The organism is Actinomyces ruminis (genome assembly GCF_002154335.2).
Taxonomy (GTDB): domain Bacteria; phylum Actinomycetota; class Actinomycetes; order Actinomycetales; family Actinomycetaceae; genus Actinomyces; species Actinomyces ruminis.
Genome location: NZ_MTPX02000068.1, coordinates 25267 through 49917 on the forward strand (window position 1 = coordinate 25267; position 24651 = coordinate 49917).

The following is a 24651-nucleotide window of genomic DNA, read 5'->3' on the forward strand; positions in this document are numbered from 1 at the left end:
CGCCATGCGTGTGCTCTTCGCCGGAACTCCCGACACGGCCCTACCCGCGCTGCAGGCGTTGATCGACTCCCCGGCGCACCAGGTGGTGGGGGTGCTCACCCGTGCCGATGCCCGCCGGGGCCGGGGCCGCACCCTGCATCCCTCGCCGGTGGCCGCCGTCGCCCGCGCGGCCGGGCTCGACGTGCGCACCCCCGCCACCCTGCGCGAGCCCGAAATCCAGGCCTGGGTGCGCTCTCTGCGCGCGGACGTGGCCGTCGTCGTCGCCTATGGGCGTCTGGTTCCCGCCGCCCTGCTGGACGTGCCCGCGCACGGCTGGATCAATCTGCACTTCTCCCTGCTGCCCGCCTGGCGCGGTGCCGCACCGGTACAGCGGGCCATCATCGCCGGGGACTCGGTCACCGGCGCCAGCGTATTCCGGCTGGAGGAGGGCCTGGACACCGGCCCCGTCTACGCCCGTATCACCGAGTCCATCCGGTCCGAGGACACCGCCGGCGACCTGCTCGCCCGCCTGGCCGACGCCGGGGCCCCCTTACTGCTGGAGGTGCTGGCGGGGCTTGAGGCCGGAACGCTCACGCCCACCCCGCAGGACGACGCCGCCGCCACTCACGCCCCCGTGCTGAGACCTGCCGACGGGCGCGTCGACTGGGAGGCGGACGCCACCGCCATCGACCGGCGTATCCGGGGCGTCACTCCGGCCCCCGGCGCTCACACCACCTACGCCGGCGCCCGGCTGCGCCTGGGACCGGTCACCCCCATCCCGGAGGACACCGGGCTGGCTCCCGGGGTACTGCACGTAACCAAGCACGAGGTGCGCGTCGGCACCGGGGCCGGATCCGTGCGGCTGGGCCGGGTGGCCCCCGCCGGCAAGAACTGGATGGATGCCGACGCCTGGGCGCGCGGCGCCCGTCCCGCCGCAGACACCGTGCTCGGAAGCCCCCAACCGCAGGAGGACGCCACCGCATGAGGCCAGACACCGATCCCGACCCCGCCCGTCTGGCGGCCCTGCACGCCCTGACCAAGGTGCGCGAGGACGATGCCTACGCCAACCTGGTTCTGCCCGAGCTGCTGGACCAGGCCCGCCTGGACCGCCGCGACGCCGGCTTCGCCACGGCTCTGACCTATGGGACCCTGCGCCTTCAGGGCCGCTATGACGCAATCATCGCCGCCTGCATCGACCGTCCCTTGGAGCAGGTCGATGCGGTGGTGCTGGACGTACTGCGCCTGGGTGCGCACCAGTTGTTGGGCATGCGCGTACCCACGCACGCCGCCGTGTCCACCACCGTGGACCTGGCCGCCTACAGCGCCGGTCGCGGCGCCTCCGGCTTCGTCAACGCGGTGATGCGCCGCATCAGCGAGCGCGAACTGTCCGCCTGGCTGGACCGCCTGCGCGCAGACGCCCCCGACGCCACCACCGCCCTGGCGCAAACGCTGTCCCACCCCGCCTGGGTGGTCAAGGCGATGCGGCAGGCCCTCAAGGTCAACGCCCGCCCCGACGTCGAGGCGGAGCTGGCGGCGTTGCTGGAGGCCGACAACACCGACCCACGCGTGACCCTGTGCGCCCGCCCCGGGTTGATCTCGGTCGATGAGTTGGCGGAGCAGGTGCGCGACGCCACCGGCGAGGAGCCCCGCCCCGGCCGTTTGAGCCCCCACGCCCTGGTCATGACCGGCGGCGACCCGGGCCGCATCGAGGCGATACGGGACTCCTGCGCGGGGGTGGAGGACGAGGCCAGTCAGCTGGTGGCCCTCATGGTTGCCGCCGCGCCGCTGGAGGGCCGCGATCAGCGTTGGCTCGACCTGTGCGCCGGACCCGGCGGCAAGGCCGCGCTGCTGGGGGCGCTCGCCGCCGCCCGCGACGCCACCCTGGTGGCAACGAGGTCACCGCCCACCGTTCCCGCCTGGTTGCGGGCGCGGTGCGGGCCCTGCCCGCGGGCGTGGTCACCGTGCGCACCGACGATGGCCGCAACGCGGGCCGGCAGGAGCCGGGCGCTACGACCGCGTCCTGGTGGACGCCCCCTGCTCCGGGTTGGGCTCGCTGCGGCGTCGCCCCGAGGCCCGCTGGCGCCGCACTCCGCAGGACGTGGCCGCGCTGGCCGAGCTACAGCGGGAGCTGTTGGCCTCCGCCGCGGCGGCGGTCCGCCCCGGCGGCGTGGTCGCCTACGTCACTTGCACGCCGCATGTGCTCGAAACCAGCCTGGTGGTGCGCGACGTGACCCGGCAGGCGGCGCGCGACGGCATCAAGCTGGAGCCGCTGCACGCCGGGCGCATCGCCGCCGAACTGGCCCCGACCCCGCCGGCCGGCGCCGATCGGGAGCAGCTGCAGACCTGGCCGCATCTGGACGATTCCGACGCCATGTTCTGCGCCCTGCTGCGGCGCGTGTAAGCCAGCATCCACACCCCGCGAAGGAGCCCATCATGCCCGCCATTCACCCGTCCATTCTCAATGCCGATCAGGCCCACCTCGCCGCCGAGCTGGACCGGGTGCGCACGGCAGACGGCCTGCATGTGGACATCATGGACAACCACTTCGTGCCCAACCAGTTCGGCGGCCCCAGCCTGGTGGAGGCGGTCCTGGCGCACAGCGACCTGCCGGTGGACGCCCACCTGATGCTCGAAAACGCCGACCGCTGGGCGCCGGTGTATGCCGAGGCCGGCTGCGCGATCGTCACCAGTCACCTGGAGGCGACGACCGCACCCTTCCGCCTGGCGAGGCAGCTGCGCCGTCTCGGCGCCGGCGTCGGCCTGGCGCTGCGGCCGGCCACGCCCCTTGCCGCAGTGGAGTCGCTGCTGGGCGAGATCGATCTGCTGTTGCTGATGACCGTGGAACCCGGTTTCGGAGGGCAGTCCTTCCTGGAGCCCATGCTGGACAAGATCGCGGCCGCCCGGCGCCTGGTGGGGCGCAGCGGCCAGCAGCTGCGCATCCAGATCGACGGGGGCGTGACCGAGCAGACCATCGTGCGCGCCGCGGAGGCCGGGGCAGACGTGTTCGTCGCCGGCTCCGCCGTATACGGGGCCGACGACGCCGCTGCGGCTATCAAGACCCTGCGTGAGCAGGCGGCCGCGCACCGCCACTGACTCGCCTCCGGCGCCCTCGAGGTGAATTCAAGGTAACGGGCCGGATTTGTGGTGATTCCACAATAGGCCCGCCAAGGTCGGCGGCCGTATCGTTGCATTGCGGCGGGAATCGCACGTCACCCCCGGACGGGCGGCCGAAAAGGCTTGTAGACATCCGCGAGTCCCTGCCTGTTCGTTAACAAAATCGGACAGACCCGCCCGAACCGACCACCCACCCCAGGAGCCGCTCAGTGAGCGTTGACGCGAGCCACCACCGCACCCTCAGCCGCATTCTCATCGCCAACCGTGGCGAGATCGCCCTGCGCGTGGCCCGCACCGTGCGCGATCTCGGCGCCACCTCGATCCTGCCGTACACGCCCGAGGACCTGATGAGCCCGGCCGCCGAGCTGGTCGACGAGGCCTACGCGCTGCCGGAGGCTCCGGCTACACGGACGCCGCCGCCATCATCGAGTTGGCCCGCCGCACCGGTGCCGACGCCATCCACCCCGCTACGGGTTCCTGTCCGAGGACGCCGACTTCGCCCAGGCGGTCATCGATGCGGGCATCACCTGGGTGGGTCCCTCACCGGCGGCCATGCGCACCCTGGGGGACAAGCTCAGTGCTCGCCGGGCCGCCGAGCAGGCGGGCGTCGCCCCCGTACCCGGCATCACCGACACGATCACCGGCCCCGACACCGTCATCGCCTTCGCCGCCACCCACGGCTACCCGGTCGCTCTCAAACGCACCGACGGCGGCGGCGGCCGGGGCATCACCGTGCTCGCCTCCGACGCCGAGGTCTGCGCCACCCCCGCCTTCGACTCCGCCGCCGGCGTCGGCACCCTCATCCTGGAGAAGTACGTCACCGCCGCCCGCCATGTGGAGACTCAGTGCGTCCGCGACGCCCACGGCGACTTCGCGGTCGTATCCACCCGTGACTGCACGCTGCAGCGGCGCAACCAGAAGCTGCTGGAGGAGGCCCCCGCCCCGTTCCTTCCCGACGACGTGGTCGAGCGGCTGGTGGAGGGTTCCCAGCGGCTGCTGGACGCCGTCGACTACGTGGCGTAGCCACCTGTGAGTTCCTACTCACCCCCACCGGCGAGTTGTGGTTCCTGGAGGTCAACCCGCGCCTGCAGGTGGAGCACTGCGTGTCGGAGGAGGTCACCGGCACCGATCTGGTGGAGATGCAGCTGCGCATCGCCGCCGGCGGCCCGCTGGGCGACGTGCCCGCCCCGCGCGGGCACTCCCTGGAGCTGCGCATCACCTGCGAAGACCCCGCCCAGGGGCTGGCCCCGTCCACCGGCACCATCACCCGGTTGCGCTGGCCCGCCGGCCCCGGCATCCGCATCGAGTCCGGCGTGGTCACCGGCGACACCGTCACCCCCACCTTCGATCCCATGCTCGCCAAGATCGTGGTCACCGGCGCCGACCGGGATCAGGCGATCCGCCGGGCCCGGCGCGCCCTGCAGGAGACCGTCGTGGAGGGGGTCACCGTATGCACCTCCCTGCACGCCCATGTGCTGGACCGCGAGGAGTTCACGCGCCCAGATGCCGCCGGCGGCCTGGGCGTGACCACCCGTTGGCTCGAGGACGCCGTCCTGCCCGCCCTGGCACCCAACACTGCCGACGACGGGGCGGCCGCGCCGAGTGCAGCCAGCCCCGAGCCGGCTCTCGACGACCACCGCACCCGCTCCACCTATGTCATCGAAATCAACGGCCACCGCCTACAGGTCACCGTCCCCGACGGGATTCTCGGCGCCCACGCCCGGCGCCTGAGCGGCGGCTACCACGGCGGCTCCGACCGCGCCCAGCAGCCACTGCGCGGGCGTGGGGGCGGGCGCGGCCGCGCCACCAACGAGCCGGGCCCGCGCAGCAGCGACCCGAATGCCATCGCCGCCCCCATGCAGGCCATCGTCACCCGCATCTGCGTCTCCCCGGGCCAGCGGGTGCGCGAGGGCGACCTGCTGGTGGTGCTGGAGTCCATGAAGATGGAGAACTACGTGCACGCCCCCGCGGACGCCACCGTCGCCGACATTCCGGTCAGCGCCGGCCGCACCGTGGCCGCCGGCGAGGTTCTGGTGCGCATGCGCGCCGACGACGCCGTCAACGCCCAACAGGAGGCCTGAACCCATGAACGACCTCACCATGCCCGACGCCACCATGGCCACCTCGGCAGCAACCAGTGCCTTCCGCGAGCGCATCGCCCGCGTAGACGCGCTGGCCGAGGAGCGCGCCGCCGCCCGCCAGCACCCCAAGGGCAAACACACCGCCCGCGAACGCATTGAGATGCTGGTGGACACCGACAGCTTCCTGGAGATCGGCCGCTACTCCGGCTCCGGCGCGGGGGAGGGGGCCCGCCCCTCCGGCGTGGTGACCGGCTTCGGGCAGATCGGTGGCCGGCAGGTGGCCGTCTACTCCCAGGACTTCTCCGTATCCGGCGGGGCCCTGGGCACGGTGGAGGGCGACAAGATTGTGCGCCTGCTCGACGACGCCATGCGCCTGTCCATCCCGGTGATCGGTCTGATCGACTCCGGCGGAGCAAGATTCAGGAGGGAGTGGCAGCCCTGCGCCAGTACGGGCGCATCTTCAACCGCACCTGCACCGCGTCCGGGCTGGTACCCCAGATCAGCGTGATCATGGGCCGTGCGCCGGCGGCGCCGTCTACAGCCCCGCCCTGACGGACTTCGTGATCGCCACCCGCGAGGCCTCTCACATGTTCGTCACCGGTCCCGACGTGGTACGTGCCGTCACCGGCGAGCGCATCAGCGCGGAGGAGCTCGGCGGCGCCGACATCCACGGCTCGGTCACCGGTGTGGTCCACTACGTGGCCGAGGACGAGGAAGACGCCCTCGATCAGGTGCGCACCCTGCTGGCCTACCTGCCGTCCTCCTCCGACCAGGAGGCTCCCCACTACGCATACGAGGACGCCGATCGGGCCGCGGACCGGGACGCCGCCGCCCAGGTCGGCACTCTGGTGCCCGCCTCTCCCCGCCAGCCCTACGACGTCACCGCCGTGGTGTGTGCCGTCGTCGACCATGGAGAACTGGTGCAGGTGCAGGAGACTTCGCCGCCAACGTGGTGGTCGCTTCGCCTGCTTCGAGGGACGCCCCGTCGGCGTGGTCGCCAACCAGCCGCTGGTGGACGCCGGCACCCTGGATGTGGATGCCTCTGAGAAACTCGCCCGCTTCGTACGCTTCTGCGATGCCTTCGGCCTGCCGGTGGTCACCTTCGTAGACGTACCCGGCTATCGGCCCGGCGCCGAACAGGAACATGCCGGCATCATCCGCCGCGGCGCCAAGGTGATCAACGCCTACGCCTCCGCCACCGTCCCGCTGGTGACGGTGGTGCTGCGCAAGGCCTACGGCGGCGCTACATCGTCATGGGCTCCAAGGCCATCGGCGCGGACCTGAACTTCTGCTGGCCCGGCGCGGAGATCGCCGTGCTCGGCGCCCAGGGCGCCGTGGGCATTATTCATCGCCGCGACTTGCAGCAGGTGCGCCAGGCCTCCGGGGAGGCGGCCGCCGCCGCCGAGCAGCAGCGCCTGATCGATGAGTACACCGAAACCGTCATCAACCCCGACAAGGCGGTCGCCATCGGGGAGATCGACGCCGTCATCGCCCCCGAGGACACCCGCACCGTGATCGTGGACTCCCTAGCCGCCCTGGCGGACAAGCGCGATGAACGGCGTACCCCCTACCGCAAGCACGACAACGGCCCCCTATGACCATCGACCCGACCAACCCCAACCCGCAGACCACCGCAACCGAACCGATAACCGAGGATCGCATGAGCACCCAGCCCACCACCGCCGTCACCATTGCCGAGCGACTGCACGCCGGCGAGCCCTATGTACTCGCCTTCGGCGGGCAGGCCACCCCCTGGCGCGCCACCCTGGAGGAGTTGGCCGGCCTGGACCACGACCTGGCCAACGAGCTGGTCGCCATCGACGCCGCCGTCGCCGACCGGCTCGCCCCGGTCGCCACCGACCTGCTGACCGTCACCCCGCGCGGCGGGCGCTTCTTCACCGACGCCGGCGCGCCGGTGGCCCCCGCCCCGCAGGGCGGTGCCGCCGACACCGCCGACGTATCCGTGCCCGGCATCCTGTTCGCCCAGCACGCGGCCCTGGCCTGCCTGCCCGGCTCCGGCATCGACCCCGTGGGTGAGCACGTCCCCGGCGCGGTGATCGGCCACTCTCAGGGAGTGCTGGGCGTGGCCCTGCTGGAGGCGCTGCGCACCTCCCGCCAGGAGGGCGCCGATGGACACGGCGAGTCGGTGGTGCAGGTGCACGCGATCGCCCGCCTGATCGGGGCGGCCGCCGCCCGCACCACGGGTCGGCTGAACCTGGGCACCGTGGGGGAGACCACCCCCATGCTGTCGGTGCGCGGCGTTACCCGCAACGTGCTCGACGGGGTGCTGGCACAGGTTCCCGGTGCGGAGCGAATCGCCGTCGGCGTGGTCAACGGCCGTCAGGCTCATATCCTCTCCGGCCGCCCCGGCGACCTGGAGCAGGTCATCACCGCCTTGCAAGCCGCCGCCCGCCGCAGTGAGCGCGACCGCAAGGAGCGGCGTCGCGGCGGCGCGGTCCTGAACCCGATCACCGAGTTCCTGGCCACCTCCGTGCCGTTCCACACCCCCCTGCTGGCCGCCGCCGTCGATGATGTGGTGGCCTGGGCGGGCCGCACCGGGCTGGACGCGACCTGGCCCGGGATCTGGCCGTGGCCGTGCTGATCGACCCGGTGGACTGGCCCGCCATCGTCACGGCCGCCCTGGGTGCGGGGGAGCGCAAGCTGATCCTCGACGTCGGTCCGGGCACCGTCCTGTCCCGCCTGACCGAGCCGGTGGTCGCCGGTACCGGCGCCACCGTGGTGCCCGCGGGCACCGCCCGGCACATCGACGACCTGGACCGGTCCGGCGCCGCCCCGGCTCCCACCGTGGACCGGGCCCGTTTCGCGCCGCGTCTGACCCGGTTGCCCGACGGCCGCATCACCGTGGACACCGCCTTCACGCGCCTGACCGGACGCTCCGCCATCCTGCTGGCGGGCATGACCCCCACCACCGTGGACCCGGAGATCGTGGCGGCCGCCGCCAACGCCGGCTACTGGGCGGAACTGGCCGGCGGCGGACAGACCACCGCGAAGGTACTGGCCGACAACCTGGCCGGCCTGGAGGCGGCCCTGGAGCCGGGCCGCACCGCCGCCTTCAACGCCATGTTCATGGACCGCTATCTGTGGAACCTGCAGCTGGGCACCCAGCGACTGTTGTCCAAGGCGCGTGCCGCCGGCACCCCCGTGGATGGCGTGGTCATCTCCGCCGGCATCCCCGAACTGGAGGAGGCCGTATCCCTGATTCACCGCCTGCGCGCGGAGGGCTTCCCCTACGTGGCCTTCAAACCGGGCACGGTGGACCAGATCCGCCAGGTCATCGCCATCGCCAAGGCGGTCCCGGACGTGCCGATCATTATGCAGATCGAGGACGGTCACGCCGGCGGCCACCACTCGTGGGAGGACCTGGACACCATGCTCCTGGCCACCTACGACGCCATCCGCGCGGTGGACAACCTCGTGCTGTGCGTGGGCGGCGGCATTGGCGCCCCGGAGCGGGCCGCCGATTACCTCACCGGCCGGTGGGCGCTGGCCTACGGCACCGCCGCCGCCCCGGTGGACGGCGTCTGCGTGGGCACCGCCGCCATGACCGCCCTGGAGGCCAAGACCAACGAGGACGTCAAGCAGCTGCTGGTGGACACTCCCGGAATCGACCCCGCCCACGAGGGCGGCTGGGTGGCCTCCGGCGCCTCCGCCGGAGGCATGACCTCGGGACTGTCGCACCTGCGCGCCGACCTGTACGAGATTGACAACTCCTCCGCCCGCGCCTCCCGGCTCATTCAGGAGATTGCGGGCAACGAGGCCGCCATGACGGCGCGTCGCGATGAGGTGATCGCGGCCCTCGCCAAGACCGCCAAGCCCTACTTCGGCGACGTCGAGTCGATGAGCTACCTGGAGTGGGCCACCCGCTACGCCCAGTTGTGCGTCGCCCCGCATGAGGCCGCGCCGCCGGCCGCGAGGACTGGGCCGATGAGGCTGGTACGACCGCTTCCTGGACCTGCTGCACCGCATCGAGCGCGCCTGAGCGCCACCGACCACGGCGAGATCCCCACGTTGTTCGCCGGCGAGGACGACGTCCTGGACGCCGACGCCGCCCTGGCCGCCCTGGCCGAGCGCTACCCGGCGGCCGCCACCACCCGGGTGGAGCCCGCCGACGCCGCCTGGTTCGTGGACCTGTGCCGCAAGCACCCCAAGCCGGTGCCCTTCGTGCCCGTGCTCGACGCCGACATCCTGCGCTGGTGGGGCACCGACTCCCTGTGGCAGTCGCAGGACCCCCGCTACAGTGCCGACCAGGTGCGCATCATCCCCGGCCCGGTGTCCGTGGCCGGCATCACCACCATCAATGAGCCGGTCGGTCATCTGCTGGGCCGCTTCGAGACGGCGGTGATCGAGGCGCTGCAGTCCGCCGGCGAGCAGCCCACCCCGGCTGCCGGCCGCCTCGGCGCCGGCCGCGGTGCCGAGAGCCATCCGGTGGCCGATGCCACCGAGCTGGTGCGCGCCACCCCGCATGTGCTGTGGAACGGTCACCTGACCGTCAATCCGGCCCGCGTGCTGGACGACGACGCCTACCAGGTGGTGGCCCGCCCCGACGTCGCCGAGGACGCCTACGACCTGGACATCGCCCTGGACACCCACTGGGACCACACCCCCGGCGGCGAGGCGATTCACGCCGTGCGGCGCCTGGTGGTGCCGCTGCGGCTGGCGCGTGCCTGGGACGGGGCCGCTCCTTTCGTCGACCCGGGCCGGATCAGTGAGACCATGAACGCGCTGCTGCGCGACACTGCAGGTGTCGGCGCCGTGTCCATCACCGGTGATGAGGTCGACCACCTGCCCGAGGTGGTGCCCGCCGTACCGGACGCCAAGGATGCCCTGGGCCGCCCGGCCCACCAGCCCTTCGGCACCGTGCACGCCCGCTTCACCCTGGGGGCGGGCCTGGGCGCGGACCACGCCGCCGTCACCGCCGACGCGCTGCCCACCTCGCTGGCGGCCGCGCCGCTGGTACCCGACGCCCTGCTCGGCCCCTGCTGGCCGGTGGTCTATGCCGCCCTGGGCAGCGTCGTCGAGGACGGCATGCCATTGATCGAGGGGCTGCTCGGCGCGGTGCACCTGGACCACACCATTGACCTGCGTCGCCCGCTGGCAGAGCTGGCCCGCCAGGCCGGCCCCGACCGGGTCATTCAGGCCGACGGATGGGTGGCCGGACTGGAGGAATCCAGCGCCGGCCGCGTGGTGGACGTGCGCCTGCAGCTGACCGACACCGCCGATGGCAGCCTGGTCGCGCTCATGCGCGAGCGCTTCGCCATCCGCGGGCGTGCCTCCGGCACCTCCGTGCCTTCCGCGCCCGAGCAGGCCGGCGGCACCGAGCGTCAGACCGCGCCGGCGGCGCGCCGCCTACTGCGCCGCATCACCGTGACGGCGCCCAGCGACATGACGGCCTTCGCCCGGGTCACCGGCGACTTCAACCCCATTCACACCAGCTACCACGCCGCAAAGGTCGCCGGCATGGACGCGCCGCTGGTGCACGGCATGTGGCTGTCCGCCACCGCCCAGCAGGCGGCCGCCGCCACCGCCACCGACGGCACCCACCACGTGCTCGCCGGCTGGACCTACACCATGCTCGGCCCCGTCGAGCTCGGCGACCGGGTGCAGATCAGTGTGGAGCGCACCGGCCTGGTGGTCGGCGGCGGCCTGGTCCTGGAGGTCACCTGCCGCGTCGGCGACGAGGTGGTCTCCCGGGGCACCGCCGTCACCGAGCCGGAGCCGACCGCCTACGTCTACCCCGGTCAGGGCATTCAGGCCCGCGGCATGGGCCTGGACGAGATGCGCTCGTCCAAGGCGGCCCGCGAGGTGTGGGAGCGCGCCGACGCCCACACCCGCGCCGAGCTGGGCTTCTCCGTGATCTCCCTGGTGCGGGACAACCCCACCGAGATGACCGCCCGGGGCGTGACCTACCGGCACCCCGACGGGCTGCTCAACCTCACCCAGTTCACGCAGGTGGCCCTGGCCACCGTCGCCATGGCCACCACCGCCCGCATGGCGGAGGCCGGCGCCCTGGTGGAGTCCGCCGCCTTCGCCGGCCACTCCCTGGGCGAGTACACGGCCCTGAGTGCCTACGGGCGGGTCATGTCGGTGGAGACCACCATCTCCATCGTCTTCCAGCGCGGCTCCACCATGCACTCGCTGGTGCCGCGCGACTCCTCCGGCGCCTCCAACTACCGGATGGGGGCCCTGCGCCCCAACCAGGCCGGTATTGGCGCCGACGCCGTGGAGGACTATGTGCGCTCGGTGTCCGAGGAGTCCGGGGAGTTCCTGCAGATCGTCAACTACAACTTGGCGGGCGTGCAGTACGCCGTCGCCGGCACCATCAAGGGCCTGGAGGCGCTGGCCGCCGACGCCCGTGCCAAGGCGGCCGCCCGGGGCGGTAAGAACCCGTTCATGTACGTGCCCGGCATCGACGTGCCTTCCACTCCGAGGTGCTGCGCCCGGGCGTGCCCGAGTTCCGGGAGCGGCTGCTGACGCTGATCCCCACGGACCTGGATGTGGACCGCCTGGTGGGCCGGTACGTGCCCAACCTGGTGGCGCGTCCCTTCGCGCTGACCCGCGACTTCGCCCGCGCGATTCTTGACGTGGTGCCCTCCGAGCCGGTCCGCCAGATTCTGGACGACTGGGAGCAGTGGGCCGCCCGACCGGTCGAGCTCGGCCGCCAGTTGCTGGTGGAGCTGCTGGCCTGGCAGTTCGCCTCCCCGGTCCGCTGGATCGAGACGCAGGACGTACTGCTGGGCGCCCCGGAGCAGGGCGGCCTGGGCGTGGAGCACCTCGTCGAGGTCGGTCTAGCTGCCTCCCCGACGCTGGCCAACCTCGCCTCCCGCACGCTGGCGCTGCCGCAGCACGCCGGCCGTCACGTGGTGGTGCACAACGCCCGCCGCGATGAGGCGCGCGTGCTGGCAACCGACACCGACCCGGCCGCCGGCATCGAGGAGGAGTCCCTCGCCGAACCGGCCGTCGAGGCCGGCGCCGAGAGCACCGCGCGTCGGCGCGGACGCGGACGCGGCCACCCCGGTCTCCGCGCCGACTCCCGCCGAGGCGGCCCCCGCGGCCCCGGCCGCTCCCACCCCGGCCGCCTCCGGTCCGGTCGCGGACCTGTCCTTCGGTGCCACCGACGCGCTGACGGTGCTGCTAGCGCACGCCGCCCGCATCCGCCCCGAGCAGATCGGCGCCACCGACACCACCGAGACGCTGACCAACGGCGTGTCCTCGCGCCGCAACCAGCTGCTCATGGACCTGGGCACCGAGCTGCAGCTGGCCAGCATTGACGGGGCCGCCGACGCCGACATGAACACCCTGGCCGGCATCGTCGCCAAGGGCGCCCCCGGCTACAAGCCCTTCGGTCCCGTGCTGGCCGACGCCACCCGCACCGGCCTGGGCCGCATCCTCGGCCCCTCCGGCGTGCGCGCCGGCCACATCGGTGAACGTGTGAAGGGCACCTGGGGCCTGGGCGACGGCTGGGTCGCCCACGTGACCGCCGAACTGTTCCTGGGTACCCGCGAGGGCGCCTCCATGCGCGGTGAGGACCTGGCCACCCTGGGTTCCTCTGCGCCGCTGACCTCCGCCGGCGCCGTCGACGCCCTCATCGACGCCGCCGTGCAGGCGGTCGCCTCCGCCCACGGCGCGAGCGTGGCCATGCCGAGCGCCGGGGGAGCCGGGGGAGCGGTGGTCGATTCGGCCGCCCTGGACGCCTTCGCCGCTCAGGTCACCGGCACCGACGGGGTGCTGGCCACGACCGCCCGCACCCTGCTGGACGCCCTGGGCCTGGCCGACAAGGTGAACGTGCCCGCCGACGCCGCCGACGAGGCCGCTGCCACCCGCGCCGCACTCGCGGCCATCGACGCCGAGCTCGGCTCCGGCTGGGTCAAGTCCGTGACTCCCGCCTTCTCCGCCGACCGGGCCGTCCTCATCGACGACCGCTGGGCGTCGGCCCGTGACGACCTGGCCCGCCTGGGCAACGGGGAGATGGGCCTCGAGCAGGCCACCGCCCTGCTGGATCCGCAGCGGTTCACCGGCCTGGGTTCCGCCGTGGCCGACCAGGCCGCCTGGTGGGGCCGGCAGCTGCGCGCCGCCGCCGCGGCCGGCACCGACACCGCGGACCTGGCCCGCCGTGCCGAGATCGCCGAGGCCATCGCCGCCACGGCCGCCCAGAAGCCGGTCGCCGGCGCGGACTCCGTCCGCTGGGCGGACGACGTGGCCGTGGTCACCGGCGTGGCTCCTGGCTCGATAGCCGCGGCCGTCGTCGGCGAGCTGCTGGCCGGCGGAGCCACCGTCGTCGCCACCAGCTCCCGGCTGACCCACGAGCGACTGGACTTCGCCACCCGCCTGTACCGCGAGCACGCCTCCGCCGGCGCCCGCCTGTGGATCGTGCCCGCCAACCTGGCCTCCTACCGGGACGTGGATGCCCTGGCCGACTGGATCGGCAACGACCAGACGGTCACCTCCGGCGGCTCCACCAAGCTGGTCAAGGAGGCGCTGGTCCCGACGCTGCTGTTCCCCTTCGCCGCGCCGCGAGTGGTCGGCACCCTCGCCGACGCCGGACCCACCGCCGAGTCCCAGACCCGCCTGCTGCTGTGGAGCGTGGAGCGCAGTATCTCCGCCCTGTCCGCCATCGGCACCGACACGCATGTGGACCACCGGCTGCACGTGGTACTGCCGGGCTCACCCAACCGCGGCACCTTCGGCGGCGACGGCGCCTACGGCGAGGTCAAGTCCGCCCTGGACGCGGTGGTGAACCGGTGGCGCGCGGAGAAGAACTGGTCCGCGCGCGTAACCCTGGCCCACCCGCGCATCGGCTGGGTGCGTGGCACCGGCCTGATGGGCGGCAACGACCCGCTGGTGGCGGCCGTGGAGGCCGCCGGCGTGCGCACCTGGTCCACCCGGGAGATCGCCGCCGAACTCGTCGACCTGTGCACCACCGAGGTGCGCGGCCGCGCCGCCCAGGCGCCCGTCGAGGCCGACCTGACCGGCGGGCTCGGTGACGACGTCGACCTGGTGGCGCTGCGCGAGAGCGCCCGGGCCGCGGCCCCCGCGCCGCAGCCGGAGCCCGAGCCGCAGGCGACCATTAAGGCGCTGCCCACCCCGCAGGTGCCGACCCAGCCCACCGCCCCCGACTGGGGCGAGGTTGACGCCGACCTGGATGACCTGGTCGTGGTGGTCTCCACCGGTGAGGTCTCCACGTGGGGCTCGGGCCGCACCCGCCGCGAGGCGGAGCTGGGCATGACCCGCGGCGACGACGTCGAACTGACCGCCGCCGGCGTGCTCGAGCTCGCCTGGGGCATGGGCCTGCTCACCTGGCAGGACAGCCCCAAGGCTGGCTGGTACGACACCGACGGGGAGTTCGTCGACGAGTCCGACATCTACGCCCGCTACCGCGACGAGGTCGTGGCCCGCTGCGGTATCCGCGAGTTCGTCGACGACGGCGTGATCGCCACCGAGGGCCCGGAGGAGGTCGCGGTCTACCTCGACCACGACATCACCCTGACCGTGGCCGACGAGGCGACCGCCCGCACCATCGCGGTGACCGACCCCGAGCACACGCTGGTGGCCCCGGAGTTGGTTGACGGCACGCCCACGGGGGAGTGGACCGTCACCCGCCTGGCCGGCTCGCTGGCCCGCGTGCCGCGCCGCGCCACCCTCTCGCGCACGGTCGGCGGCCAGTTCCCGGTCGACTTCGACCCGGAGCGGTGGGGCATCCCCGCCTCCATGGCGCAGGGCATGGACACCATCGCCTCCTGGAACCTGGTCACCGCGGTGGACGCCTTCCTGTCCGCCGGATTCTCTCCGGCCGAGCTGCTGGCGGCGGTGCACCCCTCCGACGTCGCCTCCACGCAGGGCACCGGCTTCGGTGGCATGGAGTCCATGCGCAAGATGTTCGTGGGCCGGTTCCTGGATGAGGAGCGCCCCAGCGACATTCTGCAGGAGGCCCTGCCCAACGTGGTGGCCGCGCACGTGATGCAGTCCTACGTCGGCGGCTACGGCTCCATGGTGCAGCCGGTGTCGGCCTGCGCCACTGCCGCCGTGTCCATCGAGGAGGGCTGGGACAAGATCGCGCTCGGCAAGGCCGACGTGGTCGTGGCCGGCGCCATCGACGACATCTCGATCGAGTCGGTGGTCGGCTTCGGCAACATGAACGCCACCGCCGAGGCGGAGGCCATGTACGCCAAGGGCATCTCCGCCCGCCACTTCTCCCGCGCCAACGACCGCCGCCGTGGCGGCTTCGTGGAGGCCGAGGGCGGCGGCACGGTGATCCTGGCGCGCGGCTCCGTGGCGGCCCGGCTGGGCCTGCCGGTGGCCGGCGTGATCGGGTTCGTCTCCTCCTACGCCGACGGCGCCCACACCTCCATCCCCGCCCCCGGGCTGGGAGCGCTCGGCGCGGGCCGTGGCGGCAAGGACTCCCGCCTGGCTAAGGCCCTGGCGAAGTTGGGTGTGGAGGCCGACGACATCGCCGTGGTCTCCAAGCACGACACCTCCACCGGTGCCAACGACCCCAACGAGTCCGAGCTGCACACCCGCCTGGCCCGCGCCCTCGGGCGCAGCGAGGGCAACCCGCTGGTGGCGGTCTCCCAGAAGACCATCACCGGACACGCCAAGGGCGGTGCCGCACTGTTCCAGGTGGCCGGGCTGGCCGAGATCCTGGCGACCGGCGTGGCCCCGGGTAACACCAGCCTGGACGTGGTGGACGCCCCGCTGGAGAAGGACGCCTTCTGGGTGTGGCCGCGCACCCCGATCCGCCTGGCGGGTCGCGGCGGGGCGAACGGCCGGGTCCCGGGCGCGGGCCCGGTGCGTGCCGGTCTGCTGACCAGCCTCGGCTTCGGGCATGTGTCCGGCCTGATCGCCTGGTGCACCCCGGCGCCTTCGAGGCGGCCCTGCGGGCGCAGGGCGGCCAGGAGGCCGTGGACGCCTGGGTGACCTCCGCCAACCGCCGCCTGGCAGCTGGCACCCGGCAGCGCCGGGCCGGCATGATCGGCCGCGCGCCGCTGTTCGAACAGATCGACGGCCGGCGCCTGGGTGAGGAGCGCAAGGGCCGCGACCCGCACGAGGTCGAGGCCGCCATGCTGCTGGACCCGCAGGCCCGCCTGGGTGCCGACGGGATCTACCACACCGGCGAGCTCGCCTAACCGTCGAGACCGGCACACGTAACACACCGAGGCCGGCACTAATGACGTGCTGAAACCGGCAGAGGCGGTGGCCCCGGGAACTACGGTTCCCGGGGCCACCGCCCCGTCGGGCTCATCTCGGGGTCGTCGGCGCGAATGTGTGCGCGGCTCGGACATATCGCGACCCGTAAGCTGGTTCGGCCAGCCCATTCTTTACAGGGGGCGGGGATTCTTCTGGGCGTCCGGTCTTTGCGGACTCCCGGAGCCTTCCTTGGGACCGGGACTGGAGCCTCACCGTGCGGTGTGTTTCCCACGGGGGCGTGCTCGTGGTGGTCTGTGTATTGACAGTTCGTACCTTTGGTCGACGGTTCGCACCTTTGCACCGACGATTCGTACTTTTATGCGATGGTTCGGCACCTAGATGTACGTACCGTCGTCAGACAGTACGAATCGCCGACCAGAAGGTACGAACCGTCACAAGATGTGCCGAATCAACGGTCAGAATGCACGAACCCTCACACGAAGGCACTGCGTTGTTTCCACAGCTTTGGGAGCTTTGAGGTCATGGCTTCTAGGATGCCGGGGCACCTATCATTGCCTGAATCGTCTACCGACTGGGCAAAAAAAGATCGAGGACGCGTGGTAGAGCCTCTGCCTGGCACGCCCGGCCAGTACTTGCCCGCCACTTCTCTGCCCCGGAAACATACCAGCAGCCACCACGCCCCGCCCACAGCGCCTACACCGTCACTAGAGGGAGCTCTCACGGGAATTGCCGCCACACTACGAGACCCACCACCCGACCAGGTCGGGGGCCGCACCCCTCTTGACGACGGATCCCAACAGCACGGGGCACCGCGTCCAAGCCCCCGGCGCGCGTTTGACATTCCGGACACGCAGGCCATCCGTCGGCCCGTCACACCCGCCGGCACGAATAGCCGTGAAAAGCCGACTTAGGATTGAGCGATGAGCAAGGCCAGCCGGGCCGCGTACCGATGCGAAGACTGCTTGTTCACGGTGCGTCCCATGCGAGCCTCAGACGCCGGTGCAGCCACAGGAGTGTGGTATCGCGCCTGGTGCGACACCTACGTCCACCCCGAAGGGGCCACCCGCCAGTGGGTCGATGAGATCTGGGCGCCTCGCTCAGCGACGAAGGCATCGCCCGCCTGGCACAGGACGTGGTTTCCGGGGACCAGGGCACGTACATGGTTGCCGAGTGCCGTAATGGCGACGTCATCGGAGTGGCGGTGGCACAGGGTGCGCAGGCCGAGCGTCAGTCCCTCAAGGCCCTTTACGTAGATGCCGCGTTCCGGTCCCACGGGGTCGGCAGCGCGTTGGCCCGGACGGCCTTGACGGGCTTGGACCCTGCCCGGCCGGTCGACCTGGAAGTTGCCCGCTTCAACCGTGGGGCGCAGCGCTTCTACGCTCGACTCGGATTCCAAGCAGTTCTCGGCTCGGACGCGCTGTGGCGGGGCGTGCTCCCCGTAGTCACCATGCGCCGACCCGCCGGATGGTGCGAGACACTGAAGCCATGAGCCAACCCAGTCTGCCCGAAGTCCCGGAAGTCAAGGGCGTGCTCGGCGTCGGCATCGACCTCGTGCACATACCCGGCCTGTCCGAACAGTTGGACCAGCCGGGCACCGTCTTCGCCGAACGGGCCTTCACCGCCCGTGAACGGCGTGACGCCGCCCGCCGCGCCGACGCCACCGGCTCTCTCGAGGCCGACCACCTGGCCGGGCGCTGGGCCGCGAAGGAGGCCTTCATCAAGGCCTGGTCGGCGGCTGCCAACACCCGCGCCGGGCATGCCGTCGCCCCGCGGCTCTCGCCAGAGGCGGTCGACTGGCGTGAGATCGAGCTGATCGGTGACCGTTGGGGACGCCCGTCGCTGCGCCTGACCGGCACCGTTGCCGACGCCGTCACCGCCAGCCTGGGTGAGGGTGCCGCCGCCTCGAGGCGCTGGCCCGTCTCCGTGACCCACGACGGCGACTGGGCGGCCGCCGTCGTGCTGTACATCGGCTCCTGACCAAGTTCCTGAGCACACCTTACGGGTCTCGGCAACCGGCCGTCCGTATCAAACCGGCCGCCGATTACCGCCCGATCAGTGATCGGCGCCTCATTCGCGGTACAGTTCTGCTATGAAAAAGCTAATCAACTCCGTCGACGGGGTGGTGACCGACGCACTGGCCGGTATGGCCGCGGCGCACCCCGACAGCCTCAGGGTCGATGTGGCACAGCACATCGTCTATCGCGCCACCCCCAAGGATGAGGCAAGGTCGCCATCGTCTCCGGCGGCGGCAGCGGCCACGAGCCGCTCCACGGCGGCTTCGTCGGCACCGGCATGCTCGACGCCGCCTGCGCCGGCGAGATCTTCACCTCGCCCGTTCCGGACCAGGTCTCTGCCGCGACCGCCGCCGTGGACCGGGGCGCAGGCGTGCTGCACATCGTCAAGAACTACACCGGCGACGTCATGAACTTCGACATGGCCGCGGAGATGGTCGCCGCCGAGTCCGGCATCGAGGTCGCCACCGTCGTCACCGCCGACGACGTCGCCGTGGAGGACTCCCTGTACACCGCGGGCCGCCGCGGCGTGGGCGTAACCGTGATCGTGGAGAAGATCGCCGGCGCCGCCGCCGAGGAGGGGCGTTCGCTCGCCGAGGTCGCCGCCGTCGCCAAGCGCACCTCCGAGGCCGGCCGCTCCATGGGCGTGGCCCTGACCTCCTGCACCGTCCCCGCCAACGGCAAGCCCTCCTTCGACCTGCCCGAGGACGAGATCGAGATCGGCATCGGTATTCACGGCGAGCCCGGCCGACACCGCGAGAAGATTGCGCCGGCCTCCGAGATCGCCGCGCGTCTGGCCGAGCCCATCCTGGCGGAGCTGCCCGCCGGCGACGGGCACGGCGTGATCGCCTTCCTCAACGGCATGGGCGCCAGCCCGCTGCTGGAGCTGTACCTGATGTACGGCGAGGTCGCCAAGATCCTGGACCGGGCCGGCATCAAGGTCGAGCGCTCCCTGGTGGGTAACTACATCACCAGCCTGGACATGGCGGGCTGCTCCCTGACGCTGGTGCGTGCCGACGAGGAGATGCTGCGCCTGTGGGATGCCCCGGTGAACACGCCCGGCCTGCGTTGGGGGGTATGAGCGCATGACGACGTCAACCGCACAGACCCCGTCCGCCCCCCTGACGGCGCTGGCCGCGGCCGATGCGGCCGCCTGGATCCGGCGCGCTGATCAGCTCATCTCCGCCCACGCCGACGAGCTCACCGCGCTGGACGCCGCCATTGGCGACGCCGACCACGGCGCCAACATGAAGCGCGGCTTGAACGCCGCCGTCGAGGCGCTGCCCGAGCAGCCGGACGCCCCGGCGTCCGTCCTCAAGCAGACCGCGATGGCCCTCATCTCCAAGGTCGGGGGTGCGGCCGGTCCTCTGTACGGCACGTTCTTCCTGCGCATGTCCACCGCCTGCGCCAAGCATGAGACCATCGACGCCGCCATTCTGGTCGACGCCGTGGAGGCCGGCATCGGCGGCATCGTCCAGCGAGGCAACGCCGAGGCGGGGGACAAGACCATGCTGGACGCCTGGTACCCGGCGCTGGAGGCACTACGCGCCGGCACGGACGGCGCAACTTTCGCGGATGCGGTCAGTTCCGCCGCGGACGCCGCCGCTGCCGGCCGGGATGCCACCGAGCCGATGCTGGCGAAGAAGGGGCGCGCCTCCTACCTGGGGGAGCGGTCCATCGGCATATCGACCGGGTGCCGCCTCCACCGCTCTGATTGTGCGGGCGCTCGCCGACGTCGTCTCCGGCCAGACGGCGGACGCCGCATGACGGGCATCGTCATCGTCTCCCATTCACGTCCGCTCGCCGACGCCGCCCTTGCCCTCGCCAAGGGGCTGATCCCGGGACTGGATGCACCCGTGGAGGTGGCGGCGGGTCTGCCCGATGGCACCCTCGGTACGGACGCCACCGAGATCATGGCGGCGATCGAGCGCGCCGACGACGGCGTCGGGGTGCTGGTCCTGGCGGACCTGGGCAGCGGCGTACTCAGCGCGCAGATGGCTCTGGAACTCCTGGACCCGGACCTGGCCGAGCGCGTGCGCCTATCCGGCGGCGCGCTGGTGGAGGGGCTGGTCGCCGCCTACGCGGCGGCGGGCACCGGCAAGGACCTGGATGCGGTACAGGCGGACGCCGATGCCGCCGCGTCACTTAAACTGCGGCAGGTTGCAGGCCCCCCGCCCCCGTAGGAGAACCATGACCGAGACGACCTTCCAAGCCATCTCCATGATCATCTATTTCGTTGGAATGGTGGCGATCGGCTGGTGGGCCTACGGTCATAACGACTCTCTGGACGACTACATGCTGGCCGACCGCGGGCTCGGGCCTGCGGTCACCGCGCTGTCTGCGGGCGCCGCCGACATGTCCGGCTGGCTGCTGATGGGCCTGCCCGGGGCGCTGTACGCCAGCGGACTGGTGGAGGCATGGATCGCCGTCGGCCTGACGGTGGGCGCCTGGCTGAACTGGCGCTATGTGGCCCCCAGGCTGCGCTCCTACACGGAGGTGGCTCAGGACTCCATCACGATCCCCAGCTTCCTGGACAATCGCCTGCACGACGACCGGCACCTGCTGCGCTGGGCCAGTGGGGCCGTGATCGTGGTCTTCTTCACGTTCTACGTCTCCTCCGGGATGGTCTCCGGCGGCACCTTCTTCGAGTCCTCCTTCGGCCTGGACTACCGGCTGGGCCTGACCCTGGTGGCCGCCATTACGGTGATGTACACGCTGGTAGGCGGCTTCCTGGCCGTGTCTTACACGGACCTGGTGCAGGGAATCATGATGGTGACCGCGCTCATCGCCGTACCCATCGTGGGCGTGATCCGCCTAGGCGGAGTGGGACAGACCCTGCATGCGGTCAGCGAGGTGGACCCGCACTACTGGGCGGTGCTCGGTCCCACCACCTCCGTGATCGGCATCGTCTCCTCCCTGGCCTGGGGCCTGGGCTACTTCGGGCAGCCGCACATCATCGTGCGCTTCATGGCGCTGCGCAGCCCCCGGGAGGCCGTGACCGGCCGGCGCATCGGCATCGGCTGGATGCTATTCGCCGTCGCCGGGGCGGCCGCCACCGCCATCGTCGGGGTGGCGATTTACCAGCGTGACAACGCCGCCCTGGCCAACCCGGAAACCGTGTTCATCAGCCTGGGGCAACTGTTGTTCCACCCCTTCGTGGCCGGCTTCATGCTCGCGGCCATCCTCGCCGCGATCATGTCCACCATCTCCAGTCAGCTGCTGGTCATCTCATCCGCCCTGATCGAGGACTTGTACCGCCACGTCTTCCACCGGCAGGTCTCGCAGCGGCGACTGGTCATGTACTCGCGCTTCGCGGTGCTGAGCGTGGCCGTGATCGCCGCGGCCATGGCCTGGACGCCCAATGACACGATCCTGGCGCTGGTCGCCTTCGCCTGGGCGGGCTTCGGCGCCTCCTTCGGTCCCACCGTCCTGCTGTGCCTGTATTGGCGGCGACTGACCGCCACGGGCGCCTTCGCCGGAATCATCGCCGGCGCCGTCGTAGTCATGCTCTGGGGCAATGTCTCCGGCGGTCCCGGCGGCATCTTCGACCTGTACGAGCTCGCCCCCGGCTTCGCCGCCAACCTGCTCGTCGCCTGGACCGTGTCCCACGCCGGCAAGCCGGCCCAGGCCGTCGCCGACGAGTTCGACGCCGCCGTCGCCGCGGCCCGCTGAGACCGGCTAGACCGCGCCGGTCCCACGCGGGCCGGGCCGGAGTATCCTGGTGGTGCTCAAGGGAGAGACCACCATGAAGACCGTCCGCCGTCCCGCCGTCGCCGGAAGCTTCTACCCCGGGGATGCGCGCGCCCTGAGGCACATGCTCGATGACCTGCTCACCGAGGCACGCACCCAGTTGCCGGAGACCGCCGCCATACCCAAGGCCGTCGTCGTCCCGCACGCCGGCTACATATACTCCGGCCCCATGGCGGCCCGCGCCTATGCCCGGCTTGAACGTGGTCGGGGGAGGATCCGTCGCGTGGTCCTGCTGGGCCCCACCCACCGCGTGCCGGTGCGCGGACTGGCGCTGCCCGGCGCCGACCAGTTGGCCACGCCCCTGGGGGTGCTGGATGTCGACGCCGCCGGCTGTGCGCAGGCGGCCGCCCTGGCCGGGGTGAGCACCGCACCGGAGGTGCACGCCTGGGAACACTCCCTGGAGGTACAGCTGCCCTTCATCCAGACCGTCCTGGGTGATGACGCCACGGTGGTGCCACTGGCGGCCGGCGACGCATCGGCGCGCACCGTCGCCGACGTGATCAATGCGCTGTGGGGCGGGCCGGAGACCGTCATCGTGATCTCCTCCGACCTGTCCCACTACCTGCCGCAGGACCTGGCCGTGCCGGTTGATGAGGAGACGGTCTCGCGCATCCTCGCCCTGGACTCCACCATCCCGCACGATCGCGCCTGCGGTGCCACTCCGCTGGATGGCATGCTGCTTGCCGCCCAGGAGCACGGTATGCGGGCCGAGCTGCTGGGCCGGTGCACGTCGGCTGACACCGCCGGCGACCCGGATCGGGTGGTCGGCTACTGCGCCGTCGCACTACATGAGGCGCCCGCCGCCGAAGCCGCATCGGCCACGGCCGAGGCACTCGAGGACGCGCAGGCGACCGAGCCGCCCGCCGACGCCGGGGACACGCTGCTGCCGCTGGCCCGCCGGGCGATCGCCCGCGCCGTGGGCGCCCGAGACCGGCGCGCCCGCCGAACTGCTGGCGGGGGAACGGCCCACCTGGCTGGACCGCCCCGGTGCCGCCTTCGTTACCCTGCGCGCCGCGGATGGTTCCCTGCGCGGCTGCATCGGCTCGCTGGAGGCGCACCGGCCGCTCGGCGACGACGTCGTCGCCAACGCCATCGCCGCCGCCCTGCGCGACCCGCGCTTCCCACCCGTCACGGCCATGGAGCTGCCGGCCCTGCACCTGGAGGTGTCGGTGCTCACCGCCCCCGAGGTCATGGAGGCGCGCGACGAGCAGGAGGTACGCCGCCGCCTGCGCCCGGGCGTCGACGGCGTGGTGCTGTCGCTGGGGGCCCGACGCGCCACCTTCCTGCCACAGGTGTGGGAGGAGCTGCCTGACCCGGCGGACTTCCTGCGCCAGCTCAAGCGCAAGGCCGGCTGGCCCGCCGGGTTCTGGGATGCGGATCTGGTCGTGGAGACCTACCGGGTGCGCGCCTGGGAGGAGTCATGAGCACCCTCACCACCCCGCCGATGCCATCCCCGTCCGCTGCGGACGAGGGTGCCGGCTACACGGCGCGCTGGTGGCACGCGCTTCCGGACGGGCGGCTGCAGTGCGACCTGTGTCCGCGGCACTGTCGCCTACGGGAGGGGCAGCGCGGCTTCTGCTTCGTGCGTCGGCGCAGCGGGGACCGGATCGTCCTGAGCGCCTACGGCCGGTCCACCGGCGTGTGCCTGGACCCGGTGGAGAAGAAGCCGTTGAACCATGTCCACCCCGGCAGCTCGGTGCTGTCCTTCGGCACCGCCGGCTGCAACCTGTCGTGCAAGTTCTGCCAGAACTGGGAGATCTCCACCGCCCGCTCCACCGAGGTGCTGAGCGTGGACGCCCCGCCAGACAACATCGCCGACCAGGCCGTAGCGTTGGGTGCCCGCGCCGTCGCCTTCACCTACAACGACCCGGTCGTCTTCGCCGAGTACGCCATCGACACCGCCCGCGCCTGCCATGAACGCGGGCTGCTGGCCTACGCCGTCAGCGCCGGCTGGATCTGTGCCGAACCGGCACTGGAGCTGTTCGGCGCCGTCGATGCCGCCAACATCGACCTCAAGGGCTTCACCGAGGACTTCTACCGGAAGATCACCGGGGCGCGGCTGCGGGAGGTGCAGGACACGCTGGTGCGCGTGCGCGAGCACACCGCGACGTGGCTGGAGCTGACCACACTGCTGATCCCGGGCCTGAACGACTCGCCCGAAGAGGTCGGTCGCTCGCCGCCTGGGTGGCCCATGAGTTGGGTGCGGACACGCCGCTGCACCTGACGGCCTTCCACCCCGCCCACCGCCTGCTGGACCGGCCGCCGACACCGGTGGCAACGCTCCGTCGCGCCCGCCGCGCGGCGCTGGATGCGGGGCTGCGCTTCGTCTACCTGGGCAATGTGCGAGACGAGGAGGGGGCGACGACACTGTGCCCCGGCTGCGGCCAGGCGGTTATCGTCCGCCGCGGCTACACAGTGGAGACCTACGCCCTGGATGAAAGCGGATGCTGCCGCCACTGCGGGCGGCGGATACCCGGACTATTCGACGCCGCTGACCCCGGCGACTCCGTGGCCGCCCACCCGTGGCGACTGGCCCCGACAGGCTGGTGAGC

Annotated in this window: 15 protein-coding genes and 6 pseudogenes; 20 read left to right on the plus strand and 1 reads right to left on the minus strand. The window is 72.0% G+C overall.

Features of this window, described 5'->3' with window-relative positions; genetic code table 11:
• Positions 1-4: 4 nt before the first annotated feature.
• The 11 genes and pseudogenes from fmt to BW737_RS18745 all read left to right on the plus strand — a co-directional run bounded on the left by fmt (position 5) and on the right by BW737_RS18745 (position 16315).
• Positions 5-964: a methionyl-tRNA formyltransferase gene (gene fmt / locus BW737_RS12310; RefSeq protein WP_086614523.1), complete on the plus strand. Its 960-nt coding sequence runs from the start codon at positions 5-7 to the stop codon at positions 962-964.
• Positions 961-2380 (plus strand): annotated as a pseudogene (locus tag BW737_RS12315) (RsmB/NOP family class I SAM-dependent RNA methyltransferase). Before fmt ends, BW737_RS12315 begins: the two are co-directional and overlap by 4 nt.
• Positions 2381-2412: 32 nt before the next feature.
• Positions 2413-3072: a ribulose-phosphate 3-epimerase gene (gene rpe, locus BW737_RS12320; protein WP_086614522.1), complete on the plus strand. Its 660-nt coding sequence runs from the start codon at positions 2413-2415 to the stop codon at positions 3070-3072.
• A 230-nt stretch (positions 3073-3302) separates the two neighbouring features.
• Positions 3303-3488, plus strand: a pseudogene (locus BW737_RS20055) (biotin carboxylase N-terminal domain-containing protein); the annotation flags it as partial.
• A gap of 51 nt (positions 3489-3539) precedes the next feature.
• A pseudogene (locus BW737_RS12325) lies at positions 3540-5174 on the plus strand (ATP-binding protein); the annotation flags it as partial.
• A 34-nt stretch (positions 5175-5208) separates the two neighbouring features.
• Positions 5209-6772, plus strand: a pseudogene (locus BW737_RS19570) (acyl-CoA carboxylase subunit beta).
• A complete protein-coding gene (locus BW737_RS18725) occupies positions 6769-7776 on the plus strand; it encodes a hypothetical protein (protein ID WP_257210806.1) in 1008 nt (335 codons plus the stop codon). Before BW737_RS19570 ends, BW737_RS18725 begins: the two are co-directional and overlap by 4 nt.
• Entirely contained in the window at positions 7764-11666 is a 3903-nt protein-coding gene (locus BW737_RS18730) for a fatty acid synthase subunit beta domain-containing protein (protein WP_257210807.1), read from the plus strand. Before BW737_RS18725 ends, BW737_RS18730 begins: the two co-directional genes overlap by 13 nt.
• Positions 11639-12463, plus strand: a complete 825-nt coding sequence (locus BW737_RS18735) for a hypothetical protein (RefSeq protein ID WP_257210808.1) — start codon at positions 11639-11641, stop codon at positions 12461-12463. Before BW737_RS18730 ends, BW737_RS18735 begins: the two co-directional genes overlap by 28 nt.
• Positions 12464-14474: 2011 nt before the next feature.
• Complete coding sequence (locus tag BW737_RS18740; protein ID WP_257210822.1) at positions 14475-16106, plus strand: beta-ketoacyl synthase N-terminal-like domain-containing protein; 1632 nt, start codon at positions 14475-14477, stop codon at positions 16104-16106.
• Positions 16091-16315, plus strand: coding sequence for a hypothetical protein (locus tag BW737_RS18745; RefSeq protein WP_257210809.1), 225 nt, complete (start codon positions 16091-16093; stop codon positions 16313-16315). Before BW737_RS18740 ends, BW737_RS18745 begins: the two co-directional genes overlap by 16 nt.
• A 1061-nt stretch (positions 16316-17376) precedes the next feature.
• On the opposite strand, the gene BW737_RS18750 is transcribed toward BW737_RS18745, so the two are convergent.
• Positions 17377-17610 carry a hypothetical protein gene (locus tag BW737_RS18750; RefSeq protein ID WP_257210810.1) on the minus strand — a complete coding sequence of 78 codons (234 nt, stop codon included), beginning with the start codon at positions 17608-17610 and terminating at the stop codon, positions 17377-17379.
• Between BW737_RS18750 and BW737_RS20060 the strand changes: the two genes are divergently transcribed.
• The 9 genes and pseudogenes from BW737_RS20060 (at position 17497) to BW737_RS17045 (ending at position 24649) form a co-directional block, all read left to right on the plus strand.
• Entirely contained in the window at positions 17497-17826 is a 330-nt protein-coding gene (locus BW737_RS20060) for a GNAT family N-acetyltransferase (RefSeq protein WP_420835750.1), read from the plus strand. The genes BW737_RS18750 and BW737_RS20060 overlap by 114 nt on opposite strands.
• The gene (gene acpS, locus BW737_RS12345; protein WP_086614520.1) at positions 17823-18314 is read left to right on the plus strand and encodes a holo-ACP synthase AcpS; all 492 of its coding nucleotides are present in this window, start codon (positions 17823-17825) and stop codon (positions 18312-18314) included. The genes BW737_RS20060 and acpS overlap by 4 nt, the downstream gene beginning before the upstream one ends.
• A gap of 112 nt (positions 18315-18426) precedes the next feature.
• Positions 18427-19430: pseudogene (dhaK, locus tag BW737_RS12350) on the plus strand (dihydroxyacetone kinase subunit DhaK).
• Between the two features lie 4 nt (positions 19431-19434).
• Positions 19435-20532 carry a dihydroxyacetone kinase subunit DhaL gene (dhaL, locus tag BW737_RS19575; RefSeq protein WP_338063931.1) on the plus strand — a complete coding sequence of 366 codons (1098 nt, stop codon included), beginning with the start codon at positions 19435-19437 and terminating at the stop codon, positions 20530-20532.
• A 7-nt stretch (positions 20533-20539) separates the two neighbouring features.
• Positions 20540-22021, plus strand: coding sequence for a sodium/proline symporter PutP (gene putP, locus BW737_RS12365; protein WP_086614518.1), 1482 nt, complete (start codon positions 20540-20542; stop codon positions 22019-22021).
• Positions 22022-22094: 73 nt separating this feature from the next.
• A pseudogene (amrB, locus tag BW737_RS17035) lies at positions 22095-22871 on the plus strand (AmmeMemoRadiSam system protein B); the annotation flags it as partial.
• 16 nt (positions 22872-22887) lie between these two features.
• Positions 22888-23523: an AmmeMemoRadiSam system protein A gene (gene amrA, locus BW737_RS17040; protein ID WP_218961921.1), complete on the plus strand. Its 636-nt coding sequence runs from the start codon at positions 22888-22890 to the stop codon at positions 23521-23523.
• On the plus strand, positions 23520-24323 hold the full coding sequence (gene amrS, locus BW737_RS12375) for an AmmeMemoRadiSam system radical SAM enzyme (protein ID WP_218961912.1): 804 nt from the start codon (positions 23520-23522) through the stop codon (positions 24321-24323). The genes amrA and amrS overlap by 4 nt, the downstream gene beginning before the upstream one ends.
• Positions 24284-24649: a hypothetical protein gene (locus BW737_RS17045; protein WP_218961913.1), complete on the plus strand. Its 366-nt coding sequence runs from the start codon at positions 24284-24286 to the stop codon at positions 24647-24649. Before amrS ends, BW737_RS17045 begins: the two co-directional genes overlap by 40 nt.
• Positions 24650-24651 lie beyond the last annotated feature (2 nt).